This window comes from Heliobacterium mobile (assembly GCF_009720735.1).
Taxonomy (GTDB): Bacteria; Bacillota; Desulfitobacteriia; order Heliobacteriales; family Heliobacteriaceae; genus Heliobacterium; species Heliobacterium mobile.
Map to the genome: position 1 here is coordinate 37,191 of NZ_WNKU01000009.1, position 22,282 is coordinate 59,472.

Below are 22,282 nucleotides of genomic sequence, written 5' to 3' on the forward strand. Positions count from 1 at the left end.
CATGCTTTTGTTAACGAACGCAACCATCGTCGAGTTTCAGCCGCCCAGCGTCCGAACGGGTATGGACGTATATATCTATGGAACGGAAATCATGGAAGTGGGAGAAAACTTCTCTGGTAAATATGTAGCCGATCGGGTGATTGACTTAAATGGCGCTATCCTGATGCCGGGCATCGTCTGTAGCCACAACCATTTTTATTCGGGCTTGTCCCGGGGCATCCTGGCCCGCATCAAGCCGAGCCCGGACTTTATCTCAGTCCTGCAGAACCTCTGGTGGCGCCTGGACCGGGCAATCGACCAAGAGATCCTCTACTACAGCGGCCTTATCTGCTCTTTCGAAGCCATCCGCTACGGTACCACCGCCGTCATCGACCACCATGCCTCGCCAAACTTCATCAAAGGATCGCTGAAGGTGCTGAAGCAGGGCTTTGAAGAGACGGGCCTGCGCGGGATCACCTGTTACGAGACGACAGACCGCAACGGCGGCCTCACTGAAGTGGAGGCAGGTGTTCAGGAAAACGTTGATTTCGCCAAGCTCTGTGAAGCCGACAAGCAAGCGAGCAAAGGCAACCATCTCGTAGAGGCCATGATCGGCGGTCACGCACCGGTAACTATGCCCGACGAGGCCCTCCGGTTGATGGCCGAAGCCGTCAAAGAAACCGGTCGAGGGATTCACGTCCACGTCGCAGAAGACCGCTATGACGTCTCCCACTCCCACCACAAATACGGCAAAGATATCATTCCCCGCTTATATGATGCGGGACTGATCAACGACAAGGCACTGCTCGTCCACGGCGTGCACCTCTCCGATACCGACGTAGCGATCATCAACGATCATGATGCTTATCTAGCCCACAATGCCCGCTCCAACATGAACAACCACGTGGGATACAACCACAAAATCCCCCAGTACAAAAACTTCGCTCTCGGCACCGACGGAATCGGCAGCGACATGTTCGAGGAGTTCAAGTTCGCCTTCTTCAAGCACCGTGATGCCGGCGGTCCTCTCTGGCCCGATAGTTTCCTCAAGTATCTCTATAACGGCAACGACCTGTTGCAACGCTATTTCGGCGGCTGCTTCGGTAAGGTCGCCAAGGGATACAAGGCTGATCTGACGATCGTCGACTATGCCTCACCGACACCGCTCGCACCGGAAAACATCGGCGGCCACATCGCCTTCGGCATGGATTCGCGGGACGTGAAGACCGTCATCATCAACGGTAAGGTCGTGCTGGAAAACCGGGAGTTCCCCATGGATATTCAACCCATCTACGAAAAAGCCCGCAAGGCGGCCCAGCGGTTGTGGGAGCGGATGGATAAATTAGCCGATTAATACTCTTTGATTCATCTATCCCCCGGTTATCCGGGGGATTTTTTTCGAGTTTAGTTCCATCGCTTTTAATGGCTACTCCTTGGGTGTGATGACGGAGCGAGCGATTTGAGCGGAACGGCGTCGAGAGCGAAAGTTGCGAAGCGGATAAGTGCGCCACGGTTTACATGCAGAAAAACCCAGAGGTTTGGCGCACCGCGAAGCAACCGATCGAACAGCCGTGGAGCTCTTAGCGAGTGGAGTCATTACACCCGGATTTAGAACTATGTTTAAGCCGAATGCACGACTTTTTTCGGGCAAAACAATTAGAGTTCTGTGGCGATCTGCCAGCGAATGCCGAAAGGATCTACTACCATACCAGACATACTTCCCCAAAATTGCTTCGCAAAGGGCATGAGCACCGTCCCTCCGTCGGCAAGTCCCTCGAAGGCTTTTCGTGCCTCTTCCTCCCTTTCAAACTCTAACGTTAAATCCAAGCCGTTTCCTCGCCGGACCGGCTCATTGACGGAGTCAGACATAAAAAAGATTTGCCCGGCTACTTTCAATCGAAGGTGCATCACCTTATCTTTGATCAGTTCCATCTTCGCATTTTGCTGAGGCAGTTCGGCAAACGTTTTAAGCATGATGATCTCGCCGTCTAAGGCCTTCGCATAGAACTCAGCCTGGTATTTCGCATCGTCCGAATAAATATAAGGGTACAGCTTTGCCATGATAAAATCCCTCTCCTCACTTTGATTCTCCTTGATAGAGTAACCGCACTGGCTCCACCTATGCCTTAGAGCCGTAGTAAAGAGAATCAACTTCCGCCTAAGTCCAACCTAATAATAGAAGAAGGCCTACCCCCAATCTGGAGGTTAGGCCTTCTTCCGTACTTACGATCATATATTTTATGCGGGCAGTCCGCTCCGGTTATCCCCGCATCGCTGCAATTTTTTCATTGTACGAGACCACTTTGGCGTACTCTGCTTCCCAAAATGCCGGTTCCCGCATGGCATCGAGAAAAGCCTGGGAATAGCCGAATTTGAGCCAGTCTTTTTCTTTTTGTGTGAAGAGTTGTTCCTTCATAGCGGCTTTGCGGAAATCGAAGATGTGGCGGTCGTCTGCTCCCAGGAAGATATCTTTCGCCCAGCGTTCCAAGACGAAGGGTTCTATCTCCAGGTAACGATGGTCCAGTTCCTCAAGGACAGACTGATAGCGATCAAATCCATCGGTGGCTACAGTGACCACGTTATCTCCCGGTCCTAAGCGTAGGAACTTGGCCATTTTGATGGCACCGAGGACGTTACAGATCCCGGAAGGCCCGAAACTGTCTCGCAGAGCAAGGGCGAAATCGCGGTCCATGCCGAGGCTGACGAGCGTGTCCACTCCGTCGCGGAAAAGCTTCAGGCCTTGCACAGTCTCTTCGTCCCGGATGAGAATGACAAAATCTGTCGTCAGGACGTTATGGATCAAGGTGATCATCTTGTCACCAATGCCTTCGATCCGGTGTTGCCCCCGGCCGCCGTTAGCCAGCGTGGAGCATTCGTACGGTTCTAGGGCGGCTATTTTCGCATCGGGGAAGACCGTCTTAATCTGGTCTCCGGCGGCGATCGTACCAGCAGAACCAGGTGCCGATACAAACCCGGCGATCCGGCCGTTGCCTACCCCTTTCACAGCGTCGATAGCGCTGTTGCCGGTCACATGGCGATGGAAACGGTAGTTGGGGAACAGTTCAAACTGGGCCAAAGCCTTGTTTTTCGGGTTTTTCATCATCTCGTGGGTCCGCTCCAGCGTCAGGATCACATCGGACTCCGAGCCCGGCGTCAGTTCTAGCTCGCCGCCGTACTTGCGGATCCGCTCGTAGCGCTCTTTGCTCATGTTGTCCGGCATGATGACGATAGCCTTGAAACCGAGAAGCCGCGATATGTAGGCTGTGCCGATACCGAAGTTCCCCGTCGACGGCCCAAGAATCGTATGTTCACCGGGAACGATCTCCCCGTCAACAAGTCCTTCGATCAGTGTGCTGTAGGCCGGACCGACTTTGTGTGACCCGGAAGGAAAACCGCAACCGAGCATGACGACGATGTTGGCGTCGACACCGGTCAAGGCCGGCGGAAGCACCACTTTTCTTACTTGATTCGTGCTGTTTTTCCAAGTGATGTTGAAGAGGTTGACGGGGTTGAGTTCATCCTGATTCAGCGCCGCCAGCGCTTTTTCCCGCACTTCTGTTGGAATCGTCTCTGGATGCAGCATTTCATCATAGTTCGGACCAAAAGGGATTTGAGGCATTTGATCGTCCTCCATTTCTCTTCTGAACTTATTTATAAACCTATGAGGTACGGAACTTATTGCGGGTAGAGATTTATAGGGCCTTACGAACCGCTTCCAAATCTGGCTCGATCAAGGTAGGCGCACCGGCAGCCTTGATGGCACTGGCGATGTCTTTGAGACCGTTTCCGGTCACGATAATGGCCACCGACTCAGCCGGGTCGATGATCCCCGATTGTACGGCCGCTTTCACTCCTGCTGCACCGGTGACCCCAGCCGGTTCGCCGAAGACTGCCGCTTTACGAGCCAGCGTCGTCATCGCTTCCAGAATGGCTTCATCCGGAACGGCGACAAAAGCCCCTCCGGACTCCACCACCGCCTGCATCCCTTTGTGGAAGTTGCGGGGATGGCCGACGGCGATGGAATCGGCCAACGTATCGGCGTCACAGGGCTGCAAGGGCTGATGGTTCAGCCATGCCGTCAGGAAGGGCTGGCATCCCTCCGCTTGTACCCCAAGCACTTTCGGCAGCCGGGGGATGAACCCAAGGCGGTGCATCTCCTTTAACCCTTTCCAAACACCGCCGATCGTACAGCCGTCACCGACAGACACAACAACCCAGTCGGGGAACTTACCAGGCGTCAATTCATAGAATTGCTCGGCTAATTCCAGGGAGACCGTCTTTTTGCCTTCAATGAGATAGGGATTGATCGCGCAATTTCGATTATACCAGCCAAACTCAGCACTGGCTAGCATGCACAGCTCCCAAGCCTGATCGTAAGTACCACCGACTGAAAAAACTTGAGCGCCAAAGACGAGCAGTTGAGCCACTTTCGCCTCTGGTGCGCGACGGGGTACGAAGATGCTCGCTGGCAACCCAGCAGCGGACGAAAAACCAGCCAGAGAAGATGCCGCATTGCCTGTCGATGCACAAGTGATCCGAGTGGCACCTTTCTCCAGCGCTTTGACGACACCGACGGCGCTGGCGCGATCCTTAAAGGAGGCCGTCGGATTGCGCCCTTCATCTTTAACCCAGCATTGCTCTACGCCGAGCCATTCGGCCAGTTTCGGCGTATTATACAAGGGAGTCCAGCCGACTTGCAGATGAGGGATCAATTCTGGATTCGCCACCGGTAACAAGGGCAGATATCGCCACATGGTGCGGACTGGATCGGCAGCAAGACTTTGAGGATTCAGATGCGCTTCCACGGCGTCATAGTCATAAATTACGTCCAGGATTCCATGCTGGTAACCGCATTTCGGGCAGTAATAGTCCACGACGTCAGGTAGATAGATTCCGCCGCAATGGACACATTGGAGATAACGGACAAATTGCATGTTACTCACCTCGCCTTGATAGATATGCAAGATCTGTGCCAATACAAACGGAAAAGCCGCCAAGGGCATGGCGGCTACCATCGGACATTTGCAGTCTACACATTAGCTCGCAGGAAACGAGCTATCAATTCATCGACCGAATGAACCATATAGGTCGGTTTTGCTTTTTCTAGTTCCTCCAGAGATCCGTAGCCGTAGGTGACCGCTACAGAGTCAATGTTGTTTTTTTGCGCTCCGATGATATCATGCTTGCGGTCGCCGATCATCAAGACGTTTCCAAAAGGACGGCCTTCAGCTTCTGTATAGACAGAGGAAGCGTTCCCCTTCCCAGCGATAGACAAGGCGTATTCGACCACCTCGCCTTTGGCACAGCGCGTTCCGTCAAGGTTGCTTCCAATGACGGCTGAGAAATACTCGCCGATGTGGAAGTGTTCCAAAATCTTTTCCGCGAAGACCGTCGGCTTGGACGTGGCCACGAGGAGTTTCTTTCCGGACTGTTTCAGCCCGGCAAGCAGTTCCGGTATCTGTGGAAACAGGGCGTTTTCATAGAGCCCATACACAGAGAAATACTCCCGGTAGTACTCTACGGCCTGCCGGGCCGTCGCTTCATCGAAATGGGCGAACTCCATAAAAGAATCAATCAGCGGTGGTCCGATGAATTTGATCAGGTTGTCCAGATTCTCTTCGACGATGCCGTACTTTCGCAGCGCATACTGAACACTCTTGGTAATGCCGATTTTCGGGTCTGTCAGTGTACCATCCAGATCGAACAGCAACAGTCCGTAGCGGCTCAGATCCTTTTTTACAACGTCTTTATGTAGCGGTAAGTCCACCTGTCATTGCTCCTAACGTTAAAAATCACAGTCATCTATCACATTTTTGCTTGCCCGTTGTCTTTGAACATCCGGCGAAAAAATCGCCCATCGAATAAGATGTCTTTGTGCCTCCGTTTCCAATGACGCACCACCGCTGTCACCACAGCTACGCCGACTCCAACCGCCATAATCCCCGTCACGCCCATCAGGAGCGGTTCAAAGAACAAGGGATAGTTGCCTGTAAATAAAAATTGTGTAGCCCGGAAGAACCAAACCCCCGGTAGCAAGGGAACAAAGCCGCCGATGATGAACACGGTCACCGGCACACGGTAGATGCGCGCGAGAATTTCACTGGCCAGGGAAGCGGCCATGGCTCCCCACAACATACCCAAGATGATGGGAAAGGGACTTTGCATCGTCCAGTAAAGGACGAATGAACTCAACAGACCCACCAATCCGGCCCCAAAGATCGTCCGTTTTGGCGCTAGATTATATATATTGAACAAGGCCGATACAAAAAATCCAAGAGTGATGAGCGGCATCACCGGTTCCACGGGCTCGGGCAGGTATTCCAGGCCCACAATGCCAATCGTGATCCCTGCGCCGCCGAAGAGAGCCATCATCAGTCCCACCGCTTCAAATCCACGAATAGCTCCCGATATCAGGTCACCGGCTATGGCGTCACGGACGGAATTTACCATAAAAGCGCCTGGGATCGCTGACAGCAGGACACCGACGATGACGGGGTTGATATCAAAATCGATCAATGTACGAGTCGCCAGCACCAACCCCGTGCCGACAGATCCGATGAGCAATTCCCGCATAAAGGGAATTGCCAGTATCCTTGTGGCGTCAATCAACAGGTATACCAGATAAGTAACCATGAAGGCAATCCAAAAGTCCTGCCAATTACCGCCATTAATCACGGTAATCGCCGCTGCGTTGACGGCGCCGCAACTGATCTTAATCAACGTCGAATACATTGGGGCAGCCGATTCAATCTGCCCGAGGATGGAAAAGGCTTCTTCTAAATCGACCTCTTTTTGGGCCACTTGCCGCGATAAGTTATTGATGGCAGAAATCTTGCTTAGATTGACGCCCCGCTTCGCGGCTTTCCGAAAGTAGGTGCTCGGTGCTCCGGCACTATCGATATAACTGATAAATACCCCTGCTGGCGTTACATAACTTTCAAGCCGTCGAATACCTAAGGCATCGCCCATCTTTTGCACCGTATCTTCCACCCGGTACACTTCCGCCCCGGCTTCGAGAAGCGTGCGCCCAGCTTGTACTACAAATTCGACGGAGCGGTTCGTCATCTTATTCATTCACCTCGGTTTGATGGACCTTTTTCTATATTTATATGCAACCATTATCACCATAGCATAAATTAATACTTCCGAATATGGTTCTCAGGAGAAATAAATAACTTAATCAGTTCGATCGAATTCGTAATTTTTAGAATTTGAGAGGAAATTACCCGCCTTTTGTCGAAAGACATAGGGATTGGTATGCCAGAATGTACCAAGTACAGACAGTGTACCTCAAGAGGGTGATTCTTTGTTTAAACCTAATTTGACTGCAATAAAAAGTTCGGTACAAATAAAGTGGTTAATCGGTATCGGCTTACTGGCTATCACCTTACAGTGCCTTATTTCGTACTACTTTTATGTTGAGTTACAGGATACCTTATACGAAGAACGTAAGTACCAGCAAGAATTGATCGAAAAGAATATCATGACTCTAACAGCTAATGCAGATAAAGCATATCAGATCATTGAAGCTTCCATTGAAGAAAAAATGAAGCTCTATACCGAAGCGATGATTAGGAAGTACAACCGTGACCCCAATGTGCAGCAATGGGATCTAGAAGCGCTGAAAAGTCAGTTCGTTGATTTTGATATCTATATCATCGATAACAACTTTACCGTTGTGCATACGACCGTTCCGAGCGATTTACATTTGGATTTCAAGCAGAAACAGTCGTCCGGTTTTATTCAAATGTTGCAAGAGCGGCTCGCCAAGAACGAATTCACCAGCGACCGGTTTATCATCTCCATCGTAAAAAAAGAAACTCGTAAGTTTGGCTATATGCCCACACCGGATCATAAATACTTATTCGAACTCGGTGTTAAAGCTTCGAAATATACCGATATGATGCAGGATCTCGATTTGGTCCATTTGGCACGGAATGCCGTTCAGAATTATCCCTCCGTCACCGCGGCTACAATTTACTCTCTGCAAGTGGACAACCAGATCCGAGGTACTCTATCTCACTATTCCGCAGATTCAGCCCCCGTACCGAACAAACCCGCTTATATCGATCTGGCAAAAGAAGCGATACGATCAAATAAAACCGTCGAATATATCCACTGGGATCCGGAGAGTCAGAGTTCTTTAACCTATCGTTATATCCCTTGTATCGTCTTCGATAGAGAGCAAAAACCGGACTACTACAACTCTCGCATCATCGAACTCGTCTACAATGATCGCAATCTACAATATACCCTCCATACCCAGTCGGTGCGAATCGGTACCGGTATCATCATCGTCGCTGTTGTACTCGTCGCTTGGCTGGCTTCCATGTGCTCCATGATTCAACGACTTGAACAAGCCCGCAAGGCGGCTGAAGAGGCAAACAAGATAAAATCCGACTTTTTCTCCACCATTACTCATGAGATTCGCACTCCCATGCAGGGGATTGTCGGTACGACAGAGCTTTTATTGACCACTCCCTTAACAGACATACAGCGACAACAAGCCTTCATCATACGTGATTCCGCTGAGTTGATGGCGAATATTATGAATGATATCTTGGACTTTTCCAAAATTGAAGCAGGGCAAATTCTTATAGAAACAACGAAAATCAATTTAAACGACCTTTTGCAGGCTATATCCCAGCTAATCACCCCCAAAATCAACGAGCGAGGATTAACTTTTCAATGCATGACAGATATCCATATTCCCTCGGTTGTGCAAGGTGATCCTTTACGGTTGAAGCAAGTTCTACTGAATCTATTGAACAATGCCGTTAAATTCACCGAAGCAGGGACAATCTCGCTGCATATCTGCTTCGATGAGTCTGTCGACGAAGGAAAGATACTGCGTTTCGAAGTCCACGATACGGGGATTGGGATTTCCCCCGTTGTACAGGACAAGTTATTTCAACCATTTGTGCAAGCCGATAGTTCAATCAGCCGCCAGTACGGCGGAACCGGTTTGGGCCTCTCGATTTGCAAGCACTTGGTCGAACTCATGGGCGGACACATCGGGGTTCAGAGTACCCCAAAGGTGGGTTCAACTTTCTGGTTCACGATACCGCTTACGGAAGAGCCTCTACCGTCTGAGTTAGATACATCGGTCGATAGACCCCTTACCGTAGAGGCGTTGAGTGGGGCAGTTGAATCGGCGAACGATAGAAGCAATATTTTCAGTGCAACCGTTACTTCTGAATCCTCCACTTCATCTTCTCCCTCTACAATGATGGAGATGGTCCCATGGCGTATGGAAAAATCCTATCTATCCAAGCCGATTCTGATCGTCGATGACCATCGGCCCAATCGCTTGGTCCTTCGGATGCAACTGGAGACGATGGGTTTTTCGAATCTCTATGAGGTGACAAACGGTCAAAAAGCTGTAGAAGCGGTCCAACAATCGCGGTACGCTCTGATCTTGATGGATAACCGTATGCCTGTACTCAATGGACTTCAAGCAGCCGCTGCGATTCGTCAATGGGAGAAGGATTTAACTTGGCGTTCTCGGATCGTCATCATATCCGGTGAAGAACCCGACTGGAGACAACGAGGCGAAAGCGGTATCGATGATTTTCTGACAAAACCGATGACGCTGAAATCATTACGAGAGACCGTCGTCTACTGGCTTTCCCTTGGAAACGGTGATAGAGAACCATCGCTGACACCTTCTATCGATCCGGAGGCAATGAGCATCAATGCGGAGTTACAGGAGTCCACTGAAGATAAGATTCAGGAACTCTACGCAGTTTATTTTCAAGATACACCTTCCCGGTTAGCTGCCTTGCAAGATGCGATAGAAAGCAACAACGCTTTTCAGGTTCGCTCCGTCGCGCATGGATTGAAATCAGCCAGCGCCGCCGTCGGTGCGATGCATCTCTATAAACTCTGCCGTGATCTGGAGATGATGGCTAAGCATGAACAACTTGAGAATAGCACGAACGTACTGGTGGAGATCGAGCGGCAATTCTCACTTGTCAAAAAGGCTTTTACTGAAGTGAACTAAACTAAAGGCCAAGCGCATTGCTGAAACCGCAATCGCTTGGCCTTTAGTCGTGACTACCGATCATCATGAATCACCGCGGGACATGGGATAACATGCAAATCACGGAGCATACAAGCTAACCAAACCCGCTCCCCTCGTGCCACCGGAAATGAGCGCCACTCAGCCAGGCTTATATGTATGACCCACGGGTCGTCACCCTCGCAAGCAACCTCCACATAGGACCCGTGAAAGGTTACACCGATCACCATAACAGGCCAAGAACACTCCCCTTCTCGTACTTCACCAGCATTCATCTCCGGGAACATGCGGATATGAGCGGCTCGAACTGCCAGTACCCCCCTTATTCCCACTTTCCAATCTTCTAGGACCTTTTCCGGAAGCGGACCATATAAACGGGATGACTTCTCTGTACAAAACCAACTATAACGGCTCTTGCGTTGAACAATTCCGGACAGAATGTTGTCCACACGCAAAAAACGTGCCGCAAATTCACTGTTCGGCTGGGAAAAAAGCTCCTTCGGTGCCCCGTACTGAAGGACTCGGCCGTCTTTAAGGAGCAGCATTTTTGTCCCTAAATGGATCGCTTCCGAGAAATCATGGGTCACATGAATGAGGGTGACCTCATCATCCCGGTGAATCTTCCGAAGCAGTTTTTGGAGGCCTGCTCGCGTCTGCGGGTCTAGGGCCGAGAGAGGTTCATCCAATAACAACAGCGATGGTCGGAGCAACAAAGCCCGGGCCAGTGACACACGCTGCCGTTCCCCACCGCTTAAAGGGCCGGGACGACGTTCCAAGAGCGGCTGAATGGCCATCGCTTCGGCCAATTCGGCCAAACGCTGCCGGATCAGCGGGGAGTCGGCCTGGCCTCGTACAGCTGCGCTAAAAAGAATGTTTTCTCGCACCGTCAAATGAGGATAGAGAAGACTATCTTGATAGGCAAAGCCAAAATGGCGGCTTTCGGGAGATTCCTCGGTGATGTCTCTGCCATCGTATATGATCCGGCCCTCTTGTAGGGGAATCAATCCGGCGATCGCCTCTAACAAAAGGGTCTTTCCAGAGCCCGTCGGCCCGACGACGACTACGTAGTCCCCTTTATGAACTTGAACAGATACTTCTTGTAAGGTAAACGATCCAACGCGCAAGGACAGATCTTGCACTTCCAACAAAGTCTGCTTCATAGCTGAACCTCTGTTTGGGTCAACATTTTAAAGGCAGTGAGTATGCTTAAGGCCATGAAGAGCAACAATGCCGCGATCGATAGCGAGAAGGCGAGATCGCCATTCGTCATACTCAAATAGATCGCCACCGGCAGCGTTTCCGTTTTGAACCGAGTCACTCCCGCCAACATGGCTGTAGCACCGAACTCACCGAGAGTTCTCGCCCAGGTCATCGTCATCCCCCCGAGAATCCCTCGACGGGCGATGGGAAGAAGGACTCGCCAAAAGCTTTGCAAAGGTGTACAGCCTAAGGTACGGGCTACTTTTTCCAGCCGAGGATCTACAGACTCAAAAGCGTGGCGAAAGGAACGGATCGCAAAGGGCACAGCGACAAACCACTGTGCCACGACGACCCCGACATGCGTAAAGACAACCTCTATACCGGCCTCCCGAAAATTTGGACCGAAGAGTGGCCCGAAAAAGATCAGCAAGGCGACGCCGGAAACCAATGGAGGAAGCACGATGGGCAGTTCAAGCAGGCTGTCCACAAGAAGTTTGCCCGGAAAATTTCTTCTCGCCAACAGATACCCGCAGGGGACGGCAACAACTGTAGCCATGAGTGTAGCCACTATCGACGTTTGCAAGGTTAAGGCAAGGGCAAATCGAAATTCAGGGTGTTTTAGAATCGAAACCATGGTTTGGGCATCACCGTAAAAGAGCAGGCCCGAGAAAAGGACGAGCAGAAAACTAACCATAACGGCAGTAATCATCCAGAATACCGTCGAAAAAAGATCCCTTTTTCTCCTCATGGTGTATCCAGGCGAGTTTTGAACCCGTATTTTTCAAATACCTTTGGACCTTCCTTCGCCATAAAATCCAAAAAGTTCGTAGCTTCTGTTTGCTGGTTGGAGTATGTAAGCACGGCACAAGGAATTTGCTCCACTTCGTTAAATTGCGGATCAATTTCGATCAAGTCTACCATATCTTTAGCCTTCACTGCGGCGCTGTACTCCCCAATCGCAGCGTTGCCTTGACCTAACTGCAACGTGGTAAGCACCTTCGGCGCTGTCTCCACATAAGCTTGTACATTCTTCAAAACATCTTTCGATATCTCGGCTTTTTCGAAAATATGGAGCGCTGATTTGCCGATGGCCGTCGCTTCCGTATCTGGTAAGATCAGTTTGACATTCGAACGGGTCAGATCCTTTAGACTCTTAATCTGGGCTGGATTCCCTTTCGGTGTCATGATCACAGGGACATGGTAGGCAATGGGACCCACTGTTTCGCTCACATGTCCAGCGTTTTTCGCTTTTTCCACATAGGGCATTCCGCCCGGAAGGTAGATGTCGCCTTTCTTAGCCGTCTCCACTTGACTCAGTAACGCCCCAGAACTATTGAAGGTCATTTCCACTTTCGTTCCTGTCTTAGCTTCATACATCTGTGCAAGCTCAGTAACAGGTTCTTTGATGCCAGTTCCAACGTAGGCAAATAGCACAGAATTACTTTTTACCGTTGATGGTTGTGCAGAAGGGCTAGTCGTAGTTCCCGAAGTCGGCACAGAGGGGGCACATCCAGCGAGCAGTACGATGGCTATCGCACTCATCAGCATCATTCGAAACCATCTACTCATCTAAGTTCCTCCTTGGATGTTGAAAATTTCATTATGGTAAACTCAGCGGAAAGAGTCACCATCCACAGGCAACGTCTCGTCCACTAAGATTCTTTTCGTCGAAAAAACAAGAAAATACAAAAAGGGCTCAATGGAGTAAACTCTCGAAGAGTTTCGCACTCACCATTGAGCCTTGCGTAGTAATGAACCAACTCAATTAAGCTTCCGTGAACAGGATTCCAAGAACAGAACCATTCGCAACAAGACAATTCATGACGACACTTTACAACAGCAACTAGAGTCATCATAAATAAACAAAACGATAAAGTCAATCATTAAATAAATTAAGCCCCACTCCCCTCTTGACATCATAAGAGTTCATTTATACACTTAAGATAACGTTATATCTCGTTTCGTTAGACGACATCTCAATGTGGAGATGTACCTTTGCGCAGCAAAAGGACAGATCCCGTTGGGATGTTTTATTTTCATATAAAATCTAATAAATCTACGGTTATTTTGAGGAGGTTTTCAAGATGAAAAGAGGAAGCATACTCTGGGGGATCACCTTTTTGCTCGGTCTAGCCCTCTTTCTCACGGGATGCAACGGCAGCCAGCAAAGCACTTCGAAAACCACTGCCAACCAACCGGTCTCTCTAACCCTCTCTGCCGCCGCCAGCTTAAAGGATGCCATGACAGAATTACAGGGGATGTATACACAAGCAAAACCGAACGTTACCATTACATATAACTTTGGTGCCTCTGGTTCCTTACAGCGGCAAATCGAAGAAGGCGCCCCTGTTGACCTATTTATTTCTGCCGCTTCCAAGCAGATGAATGAGCTGCAAACGAAAGACCTGATCGACCCCTCTTCCCGAGTAGACCTCTTAGAAAATGAAGTCGTCCTCGTGGCTCCTAAAGATTCTTCGATCAGCGATTTTACCGACTTAGCTGGAACAAAGGTGAAAAAACTGGCTCTCGGCGAACCGCAGAGCGTCCCTGCCGGTCAGTACGCTCAAGAAGTATTGACGAAACTCAACATAGCTGAAGCGGTAAAGTCGAAGAGTGTATTCGCCAAAGATGTTCGTCAAGTCCTCACATATGTGGAGTCAGGCAATACGGAAGCCGGTATCGTTTATGAAACCGATGCCAAAACATCAGATAAAGTGAAAACCGTAGCCAAAGCGCCTCAAGGTTCCCACTCTCCCATTCTCTACCCCCTAGCTGTGGTAAAGGCCAGCAAGAACCAGGCTGCGGCGAATGATTTCGCCCTGTTCTTGCAAGGAGAGCAAGCTAAAGCGGTGTTTGAAAAATACGGCTTTACCGTTCACACAAAATAACAGGACAACCAGTTCTACTACGAGGAGGGATGGCAGAATGACCATGGATCCCATGCCGATTTGGATCTCCTTAAAGACGGCTTCTATCTCCACATTGATCACCTTCTTTGTAGGCATTGCTGCTGCTTATGGGATGATCAAGTACCAAGGCCCTGGCAAAGGCATCATCGATGGCATCCTGACCCTCCCTCTAGTCCTTCCCCCGACGGTCATCGGATTTTTCTTGTTGATGTTGTTCGGGAAAAACGGTCCGTTCGGTCAGCTTTTACAAGCTTTCGACTACTCCATCATTTTCTCTTGGGCGGCGACGGTCATCGCCGCCACCACCGTATCGTTCCCCCTGATGTATAAAACCGCTCGCGGCGCCTTTGAGCAGGTAAATCCGAATTACCTCCATGCGGCTCGAACTCTTGGTGCCGATGAATGGACTGTCTTCTGGCAGATCACGGTCCCCTTGGCTTGGCCGGGCATCGTGGCCGGAACGATTCTCTCTTTCGCCAGAGCGCTAGGTGAATTCGGGGCCACGCTGATGCTGGCTGGAAACATTCCCGGGGTTACCCAAACGATCCCGGTAGCGATTTTCTTTGCCGCCGAAGGCGGGGAGATGGGAAAAGCGCTCCTCTGGGTTTTGATCATCGTCACCTTGTCTCTGGGATTCATCGTCACTCTCAACCATTGGAACCAGTTTCAATCCACCTTGGTTACCCGGTTTCGCATAAGGAGGCAATTTCAGTGGAACTACAGGTCCACATCGAAAAGCGATTTCCCGGCTTCCATCTCCAAGTAAACTTTACAGCAGGCCGAGATCCACTCGGCCTGCTTGGTGGTTCCGGCGCCGGGAAGTCGATGATCCTCCGCTGTATCGCCGGCCTGGTGACTCCGGACCGAGGTCGAATCAGCCTAAATGGAAGGATCCTCTTTGATTCTGATCAAGGGATTAACCTGCCGAGCCGGGAACGAAAAATAGGATACCTCTTTCAGGATTACGCAGTTTTCCCCCACATGACAGTAGCTGAAAATATCTTGTTCGGTCTGCGCCTGTTGGGACTCTCTCAAGAAGAGCAAATACAGAGGGTTGCGAGAAGAATCGATCAGTTTCAACTTCATGATCTCGAAAACCGGTTCCCTCATCAGCTCTCAGGCGGCCAACTGCAGCGAGTCGCCTTTGCCCGGGCCTTGTCGACTGAACCGGAAGTGCTTTTGCTCGATGAACCATTTTCTGCGCTCGATCATCACTTGCGCACGCAAATGGAAACGATGCTGATCGATACGCTCAGGCAATATTCCGGCGTTACGCTCTTTGTGACTCACAATTTAGAAGAAGCCTATCGAGTCTGCGATCATCTCCTCGTCCTTTCCAGAGGAAAACAGATCGCCTTGGATGAAAAGAAACGGATCTTTTCCCGCCCGCCCACCGTCACCGTCGCTCAGTTGACAGGGTGTAAAAACACATCATCCGTCCGCATCGCCGGAACTCATCAGGTAGAAGCCCTGGATTGGGGGTGTCTATTGACATTAGACCATCCCGTCTCTCCCAACTGGAAACACGCAGGCATTCGAGCTAACCATCTTCGCTTAGTCACAGAGCCTGCGAAGGATCATCGTCAGAACACCTTTCCCTGCCGTATCGTTCAAACCATTGAGTCTCCCCATCGCGTAACGATCCGGGTGACGGTAAAAGGTCCTACCGCTTCTGCTTCTTCCTCGACTCTTCAAGTGGAACTTTCGAAGAAAGAGTGGGAGTTTTTACAAAAAGAAGTTCAACCTTTACAGCTTGAAATCGACACCAAGGACCTATTTTTCATGGATGAGGAACGGTAAATAAAATAAGGCGAATGACTTTCGGATACCAAAAACCCCGCCGATCCGGCGGGGCTTATTCATGATAGCGATCATGAAAGCTATTCTATTTTCGTTTTTTTCTTATCGCTCATCGATAGTGACAGCCATATCTATGGGCTTTCCGAAGAAAACCGATGACGTGTTGATCACATCAATCCCGGTACTCGCATACTGGGCTACATTCTTTTCATTAATGCCGCCGGTGCCGATAAGCGTTACCTGTGGATTGATCTTTCGAATCTCATCGACGGCCTGTTGCAGCTTTTCTAGTGAAAACTTATCGAACTGGATTCCGTCGACGCCGGCTGCACTCAGACGGAGGGCCTCATCAAGGCTTTCCACTTCGACGAGGATCTTCTTTTCGCAACATCGTCTTTTCATGTCATCTAATTTCATCAACAGACCCTCTATCCCGCCGATGAAGTTCAAATGCTGTCTGAAGACGAGGATCGTTTCTGATAATCCCAACCGGTGAGGGAGTCCGCCGCCAGCGATCATCCCTTTCACCGAGATGTCTTTAGAACCGGGAACACTTTTTCGCGTCGTGACGACTTGGATATGGGGGTTTACCATCCGAGCCAAGTCGATCAACCTCTTTGTTCTCGTCGCTACACCCGAGCAGTATTCCAGGAGATTGGCCGTCACTTTCCAGGCCATGTGCAACCGCCCGGCAGGCCCCATCGCTTCTAGGACCGTGTCCCCCGGTTGGACGATGGCTCCGGAAGCGACGAAGGACCGTACTTGACATCCCAATTTGAGAAGAATTCTCTGCGCCTCTTCGGTTCCGCAAAGAACAGCTTCTTCTCGAGTTGAGTACCTCATCACTCCCTCTTGATGGTCGATTCCAACGACCAATGAGGTCAGGTCTATATAGGGGACATCTTCTCGAATTAACTTCTCAATCGTCTCTTCAGCAATATACATCATGATTTTCACCTCGAAAATTAATTTGACGGTAGTTACTCATGGACTCCGTCTTCATTTATAATGGAATCAAACAGGAATGTCCCGTTTTTCTTCTTAGTAAGATGCAAAGGGAGAATTGATATGACCGAAAATGCATCGTTAACGCCTGAAGAAGTCGCTGAAATACTGAAAATACGTAAAAATACCGTTTATGAAATGATAAAACGGGGCGATTTGCCTGCTTACCGCGTAGGTCGAAAACTTCGTGTCGATCTGAAAGACGTGAATGACTATAAAAATCGTGGCAAACAGGGCAGCGCAGCGGAAGTAGAGAATCCCCTCCGCCCTCTTCCGACTGCCACTTATCCTATGGCACAACCGGAACAGGAGATCCGGGGCGCCCACTGCTACGGCGACTCAAACAATAACGCTCAGAACTTCATCATCTGCGGGCAAGATGTGGTTCTCGATTTGTTAAGTCGATACCTGGAACTCTACTCGCCGGGCGTTCAGTCACTGCGGTATCATGCGGGAAGTATGGATGGACTGCTTGCGCTCTATCGCGGCCGTGTTCACCTAGCTACAGCCCATCTCTGGGACGGTGATACCGGTATATACAATGTCCCTTATGTTCGACGCCTCGTACCGGGCGTCCGCACGATCGTTATCCGTTTCGTTTCGCGAATGGCCGGTTTCTACGTCCCATCGGGAAATCCCAAAGGGATTCAAGGTTGGAACGATCTTGCCCGTGCCGGCATCACCATGGTAAACCGGGAGCGAGGATGCGGAGCTCGCGTTCTTCTCGATGAGCAGCTCCGCCGTTTAAATATCGACAGCCGTATGATTCAAGGATATGAACAGGAGGAACTCTCCCATATGGCCGTCGCCGGTGCCGTATCGGCCGGACGAGCCGACGTCGGTTTAGGCATCGAAAAAGTGACCACCCTGTTCCAGAACCTTGATTTCATCCCCTTGCAAAGGGAGCATTACGATTTAATCATTCGGAAAAACGACGCCAACGATGTTCGATTCCGAGCGCTCATGGATGTGCTCCGTTCGAAAGACTTTCGGGATCGCCTGTCCACCATGGGCGGTTACAGCATCGAACAGATGGGAGAAATCGTCGAAGAACTGTAACTAGCGAACGAATTCCCTTCCTGTGTATCCATTTTTGAGGGCCTCTTGAAACCATACGGCCCTATCGTTCGTTTCCTGCAGAATAGAATCAATAGAAACAGCGGCTTCGCGAGCACCGAATTCCCCGGAGCAATGATACCAAACGGAGGCCTGTTCTTGATCATTAGAAACGCCCCAGCCTAGCGCATACATCACTGCCAGCTTGAACTGGGAAAGGGCATGCCCTTGCTTGGCTGCCTTCAAAAACCACTGGGCTGCCTGGGCAGCATTTTGCGGTACCCCTTTGCCGATGCTATAACGTACACCCAGGTTGTGTTGTGCCTTGGCATATCCTTGGTCTGCAGAACGCACAAACCATCTCAACGCCTCTTCCCCATCCTGGGCGATACCCCTTCCCATACAATAACAGACACCTAGTTCGTACTGGCCGCCGGAATGTTCTCGTTCCGCGGCCTTTTTAAATAGTTCAGCCGCCAGGACAGCTTCCTTGCCCACTCCGATTCCCTCTAAAAAACAAAGGCCTAAAAAAAACAAGTCCTCTCTTTCATCCAGTTCGCTCTTTAAATCATTCGGATAATCAATGGAAGAAGCCAATTCTTCAGTAGGACAAACTCTTTGCAAACGCATATATTTCTCCCCTTCCATTTTAATATAAAATATCCTCTACTTGTTTCTTGTAAAAAAAGTTTCAATATATTTATGACCAATAGAGGAAATTAGAAGATAGAGGCAAAATAATACTTAGGTGAGATGAAAGGGGGGTTGTTGTATGAAACTTACTGCTAGAAATCAATTAAAAGGAACAGTCAAGGAAATCAAAATCGGTCAAGTGATGGCCGAAGTCGTCATCGAAATCGCCGGTGGTCAAACCATTACATCTATGGTTTCCAAAGACGCTGTCGATGACCTCGCCCTTACTGTCGGTTCAGAAGCTGTTGCCGTGATTAAGTCCACATCGGTTATGCTCATGGCATAACCCCCCAGAAAAGCCTCGTTTTCAACGGCGGGGCTTTTTCATTTCGAACAATCACCCACTCAACCGCCTCCTTCTAAAAAAAATCTCAGTGACCTACTGTTCACGCGGAACAATCTCGTCACTGAGATTCTGGGGTTATCGTTAATGATGATGTAAGTAAAACGAAAGATAATAAAATGCAATTTAACATAACTCAACGCTATTTAACTTCCATTACCAAAATGATAAAACATAACATAAAACAAGTCAAGACGTTCTCTCAAATAAAACGTTCATTACCTGTTGTTCATGGAATAATAAGCATGGCAGTTAATCACGAAAAAACCGCTCTGAGACTAACGTCTTTAGTCCCAGAGCGGTTTTTTTAATCGGTTCACTTTATAGTGATTTAAGTTAATCCGAACTTGGCTGCCTTCTGGCGATGATCGTCGACAGGTAGGTCAGCGTCTTGCCTCTCATCTTCTCCAGGTCCTTTTCGATGATTTCCCCAGGTAGTCCGCAGCGCCCCACCAGCACGGCCTGTTCTTTGAAACCGTAGGCCGCCAAAAGGTCAATGATTCGATCAAGATTCTTATGTACTTTCAGCAAGATGATCGTATCTGCTGAGGCCAGTGATGGTTCAATATTGTCGCAGTTATCGTTCACAGGAATAATCGTCACTGCCTCGTCGCCATCCGCGATGGGAAATCCGGCAGCACTGCTGATGGCAGAAAAGGAGATAATTCCTGGTATGTTGACGATTTCATACTTCTGCTTTGATAACCGTTCAAAGATGGGAACATATTTGCTGTACAGCATCGAATCGCCTCGGGCGATAAAAGCGACATTCTTTCCTTCTTCTAACAGATTGGCAATCTGAGTACAAGCTTCCGCCAGTTTTTCTTCGTCTTGTGCTCTTGGGATCGGCAAATCACATATTTCCGCATCTTTTCGGATGAATTCTCTAACGATCCCCAGAGCAGAGCACCGGGTTCCTTTTTTCTTGGAATAAGGGGCGATGATGACATCGGCCCTGCCTAAGGCCAATGCGGCTTTTACCGTCAGTAACTCCGGATCGCCAGGGCCAACGCCAATTCCATATAGCTTACCTATCATGATTGAGTTGCTCCTTTCATAATCTAATACATTCTAATCACTTTTTCGGGTATTGAAGCGCGAAAGATATGGGATGAGTTGAGAACGTTCAGCCTCTGTCTTCAGGGGAAAATAATGTGTTAGCATCTTCTCTCGGCAACACTTGAGACAACTGCTGCAAGATGAGCGGAATGCTTGTGTGGCGGGAGAATATCAGCGGTTTACTTGTCATCGCGGCATATTCTTTGATCATCCACATGGTCCCGTGAGCGATATGCTGGGTTAACACCACGATTGCATCACACTGAGGCAGAATCCTCTTGCATTCAGCTTGCTTTTCCCCGTCCTGACAGAGAATCCGGAAAGGTAACTTTTCCCGTTCACCATGGTCTCGAAGCGCCCCAAAGATACCGACAGTCTTTCCTTTCAGAACGTCTATATGAAGTGGTTGTTCAGCACGTCTTTGCCCCAAAAACATGACATCGGCTAGTTCGTCTGATCGATTCACCGGTAGATTCGATGGGGAATTCGCCGGTGAATTCTTTTTTTGTTCGGTTTGATATCGGCTGATTTCCGATTGCAAATCGTCGATCAAGCCCTTTAAATTCTTAATTTTTCGGATATAGTCAGTTTCCGAGGCTTCCTTTCGCAGGGCCACTAATTGCTCTTGCAGTTTCCGTACCTCTTCTTTGGCTTCATATAGCTTTTTCTCCAGTAAGGCTGTTCGCTCCCGTGTTTGCTGTAGTTCTACCGTTACCCTCTGCAGTGAGGCTTCCTTTTCAGTCAGTTGTTTTTTGACTAGCTTTACATACCGCCTCAGTTCCGATTCGTGATTCCCCTCAGTACCGGAGAGCAAGGCAACCGTCGCCTCGGTACGCAAATAGCGCAGTTGATCGATCAGTGGAAAGGTAAGCAGCAGGAAGGACAGCAGGGTTTGGCCCAGGCTTGTCTCGTAAGTGAGCACATCCCATTTTCCCGAATAGATCCCGGGAAGCAGCGAAAAATAGATGATTCTATCGACGGTGTGGTAAAAAAACAGGTCTAGGTGCGATTTGGGAAACTCACGAATCACATAATCTTTGATTCGCTTGACCACCATGTAGCGCTTCTTATCTCCCCGGGGTCGCGTCCGGACGGACTTGTCTCTCGTGAGGTTTTTTAGATCTTCCGGCAGCATGTTCAGTTCGTCTAACAGATCGACCATTTGCCAAGGATCCATTTCTTTCGCCGGTTGAGGCCAGCAAGAGTGAAAAAAGGCCGAGCTGTGCTTTACATATTCCTCTTTTTTCTCTAACCAGAGACATTCTTGAGCGATCCATAGGTTTTGCAGTTCAGCCAGACGCTTGGGCGATATGATCTCGCCATAGAGGCTGGTCTTCTCGGAAACGGCAGGAATATCTTTCGAGCCGATTCGAAAGGGTACCGATTCGCCCGGTTGCGGAATTATCCATAACAGCTTGGCATGGGTAGCCTCGATTGCACCGTCACAACAAGTTAGTTTTGGAATGGGATACAACCATTTGCCAACCAGCATGGCATCGGTATGCACCAAATCTGCCTCAGAAATCTGCTCACATACTTTTTGGCTATGTTTCTTCCGGCAGATTGGACAAGTCCGAAAGGCGATAACCGATACCTGAGGGATCTCTTGATTGCTGTATTCCCGATCCTCCTTCCCCATCAGGTTCATCACCTTTCCTTCCGAATCAGTTACCTGTGTTCGTCTGACCTATGTACGATTTTGCACAGCCATGGTGGAAGATTCCCGGCTAAAGCCTTTTGCAAGCGTTGCAATTCATATTCAAAAGGAGTGCCGGCTTCGACTTTCAAAGGATGCATTTTTTCTTGGATCAAACGGGCCGCCGCCGGACCGCCGATATCGGTGCAATAGACCAAGGAGCAGCCTCGCAGGACTTCCAGACGGGCAACGATCTTATCGGTTTCAGAAGACTGCTGTTCTTGAGGAAATGCAAATCCCCGGCTCTCATATCCATGCGGGGTCACCTCGAAGATGGCGAATGCTTCTGCTTGACCAAAATGGGCGTCGATCTCCTTTTGATTATCCGTGGCAAAAGCGATGCGCATGCCATCATCTCCCTTCACCATCCCGGTTGGAAACAACAAGGCGAGACCGATTGTTCTAGGACTCCCAGTCTTTCGAACAGACGATCTCGCCAGTGAGACTCTACCTCGTTTTAAATCGATTATTTTTCCCTTATCATAAGGAATTACAAATGATCCGTCAAGCGAATAAGGGAA

Annotated in this window: 20 protein-coding genes; 7 read left to right on the plus strand and 13 right to left on the minus strand. The window is 49.6% G+C overall.

Features of this window, described 5'->3' with window-relative positions:
• Position 1 precedes the first annotated feature (1 nt).
• On the plus strand, positions 2 to 1,333 hold the full coding sequence (gene ssnA / locus GJ688_RS09380) for a putative aminohydrolase SsnA (protein ID WP_155476297.1): 1,332 nt from the start codon (positions 2 to 4) through the stop codon (positions 1,331 to 1,333).
• Positions 1,334 to 1,635: 302 nt separating this feature from the next.
• On the opposite strand, the gene GJ688_RS09385 is transcribed toward ssnA, so the two are convergent.
• The 5 genes from GJ688_RS09385 to GJ688_RS09405 form a co-directional block, all read right to left on the minus strand.
• Positions 1,636 to 2,040 carry a VOC family protein gene (locus GJ688_RS09385; RefSeq protein WP_155476298.1) on the minus strand — a complete coding sequence of 135 codons (405 nt, stop codon included), beginning with the start codon at positions 2,038 to 2,040 and terminating at the stop codon, positions 1,636 to 1,638.
• Between the two features lie 199 nt (positions 2,041 to 2,239).
• Positions 2,240 to 3,598 carry a PLP-dependent cysteine synthase family protein gene (locus GJ688_RS09390; RefSeq protein ID WP_155476299.1) on the minus strand — a complete coding sequence of 453 codons (1,359 nt, stop codon included), beginning with the start codon at positions 3,596 to 3,598 and terminating at the stop codon, positions 2,240 to 2,242.
• A gap of 73 nt (positions 3,599 to 3,671) precedes the next feature.
• Positions 3,672 to 4,913, minus strand: coding sequence for a threonine synthase (gene thrC / locus GJ688_RS09395; RefSeq protein WP_155476373.1), 1,242 nt, complete (start codon positions 4,911 to 4,913; stop codon positions 3,672 to 3,674).
• Between the two features lie 95 nt (positions 4,914 to 5,008).
• Positions 5,009 to 5,746, minus strand: a complete 738-nt coding sequence (locus tag GJ688_RS09400; protein ID WP_328597347.1) for an HAD family hydrolase — start codon at positions 5,744 to 5,746, stop codon at positions 5,009 to 5,011.
• A 38-nt stretch (positions 5,747 to 5,784) separates the two neighbouring features.
• Positions 5,785 to 7,044: a threonine/serine exporter family protein gene (locus GJ688_RS09405; protein ID WP_170291835.1), complete on the minus strand. Its 1,260-nt coding sequence runs from the start codon at positions 7,042 to 7,044 to the stop codon at positions 5,785 to 5,787.
• Between the two features lie 241 nt (positions 7,045 to 7,285).
• Between GJ688_RS09405 and GJ688_RS09410 the strand changes: the two genes are divergently transcribed.
• The gene (locus GJ688_RS09410) at positions 7,286 to 9,982 is read left to right on the plus strand and encodes an ATP-binding protein (protein WP_155476301.1); all 2,697 of its coding nucleotides are present in this window, start codon (positions 7,286 to 7,288) and stop codon (positions 9,980 to 9,982) included.
• A gap of 53 nt (positions 9,983 to 10,035) precedes the next feature.
• On the opposite strand, the gene GJ688_RS09415 is transcribed toward GJ688_RS09410, so the two are convergent.
• From GJ688_RS09415 to modA (GJ688_RS09425), 3 genes are read right to left on the minus strand one after another with little or no spacing between them, the layout of a single operon-like run.
• On the minus strand, positions 10,036 to 11,160 hold the full coding sequence (locus GJ688_RS09415; protein ID WP_155476302.1) for an ABC transporter ATP-binding protein: 1,125 nt from the start codon (positions 11,158 to 11,160) through the stop codon (positions 10,036 to 10,038).
• Positions 11,157 to 11,894, minus strand: a complete 738-nt coding sequence (locus GJ688_RS09420) for an ABC transporter permease (protein ID WP_235910888.1) — start codon at positions 11,892 to 11,894, stop codon at positions 11,157 to 11,159. Before GJ688_RS09420 ends, GJ688_RS09415 begins: the two co-directional genes overlap by 4 nt.
• 50 nt (positions 11,895 to 11,944) lie before the next feature.
• The gene (gene modA, locus GJ688_RS09425; RefSeq protein WP_235910889.1) at positions 11,945 to 12,769 is read right to left on the minus strand and encodes a molybdate ABC transporter substrate-binding protein; all 825 of its coding nucleotides are present in this window, start codon (positions 12,767 to 12,769) and stop codon (positions 11,945 to 11,947) included.
• 515 nt (positions 12,770 to 13,284) lie between these two features.
• Between modA (GJ688_RS09425) and modA (GJ688_RS09430) the strand changes: the two genes are divergently transcribed.
• From modA (GJ688_RS09430) to GJ688_RS20290, 3 genes are read left to right on the plus strand one after another with little or no spacing between them, the layout of a single operon-like run.
• Entirely contained in the window at positions 13,285 to 14,088 is an 804-nt protein-coding gene (gene modA / locus GJ688_RS09430; protein WP_155476304.1) for a molybdate ABC transporter substrate-binding protein, read from the plus strand.
• 37 nt (positions 14,089 to 14,125) lie between these two features.
• Entirely contained in the window at positions 14,126 to 14,875 is a 750-nt protein-coding gene (modB, locus tag GJ688_RS20285; protein ID WP_407928948.1) for a molybdate ABC transporter permease subunit, read from the plus strand.
• A complete protein-coding gene (locus GJ688_RS20290; RefSeq protein WP_170291836.1) occupies positions 14,821 to 15,909 on the plus strand; it encodes a sulfate/molybdate ABC transporter ATP-binding protein in 1,089 nt (362 codons plus the stop codon). Before modB ends, GJ688_RS20290 begins: the two co-directional genes overlap by 55 nt.
• A 102-nt stretch (positions 15,910 to 16,011) precedes the next feature.
• Here GJ688_RS20290 and modD read toward each other — a convergent pair whose 3' ends face one another.
• On the minus strand, positions 16,012 to 16,857 hold the full coding sequence (modD, locus tag GJ688_RS09440; RefSeq protein ID WP_155476376.1) for a ModD protein: 846 nt from the start codon (positions 16,855 to 16,857) through the stop codon (positions 16,012 to 16,014).
• Between the two features lie 120 nt (positions 16,858 to 16,977).
• Here modD and GJ688_RS09445 point away from each other — a divergent pair, with 120 nt between their 5' ends.
• A complete protein-coding gene (locus GJ688_RS09445; RefSeq protein ID WP_155476305.1) occupies positions 16,978 to 17,973 on the plus strand; it encodes a substrate-binding domain-containing protein in 996 nt (331 codons plus the stop codon).
• Here the strand turns inward: GJ688_RS09445 and GJ688_RS09450 are convergent, their stop codons facing one another.
• Positions 17,974 to 18,600, minus strand: coding sequence for a tetratricopeptide repeat protein (locus GJ688_RS09450; protein ID WP_170291837.1), 627 nt, complete (start codon positions 18,598 to 18,600; stop codon positions 17,974 to 17,976).
• A gap of 142 nt (positions 18,601 to 18,742) precedes the next feature.
• On the opposite strand from GJ688_RS09450, the gene GJ688_RS09455 reads away from it, so the two are divergent.
• Complete coding sequence (locus GJ688_RS09455) at positions 18,743 to 18,949, plus strand: TOBE domain-containing protein (RefSeq protein WP_155476307.1); 207 nt, start codon at positions 18,743 to 18,745, stop codon at positions 18,947 to 18,949.
• Between the two features lie 393 nt (positions 18,950 to 19,342).
• Here GJ688_RS09455 and cobI read toward each other — a convergent pair whose 3' ends face one another.
• The 3 genes from cobI to nifX all read right to left on the minus strand — a co-directional run bounded on the left by cobI (position 19,343) and on the right by nifX (position 22,108).
• Positions 19,343 to 20,044 carry a precorrin-2 C(20)-methyltransferase gene (cobI, locus tag GJ688_RS09460; protein ID WP_155476308.1) on the minus strand — a complete coding sequence of 234 codons (702 nt, stop codon included), beginning with the start codon at positions 20,042 to 20,044 and terminating at the stop codon, positions 19,343 to 19,345.
• 88 nt (positions 20,045 to 20,132) lie between these two features.
• The gene (locus GJ688_RS09465) at positions 20,133 to 21,713 is read right to left on the minus strand and encodes a hypothetical protein (RefSeq protein WP_155476309.1); all 1,581 of its coding nucleotides are present in this window, start codon (positions 21,711 to 21,713) and stop codon (positions 20,133 to 20,135) included.
• Positions 21,714 to 21,733: 20 nt separating this feature from the next.
• Entirely contained in the window at positions 21,734 to 22,108 is a 375-nt protein-coding gene (nifX, locus tag GJ688_RS09470; protein ID WP_155476377.1) for a nitrogen fixation protein NifX, read from the minus strand.
• Between the last annotated feature and the right edge of the window lie 174 nt (positions 22,109 to 22,282).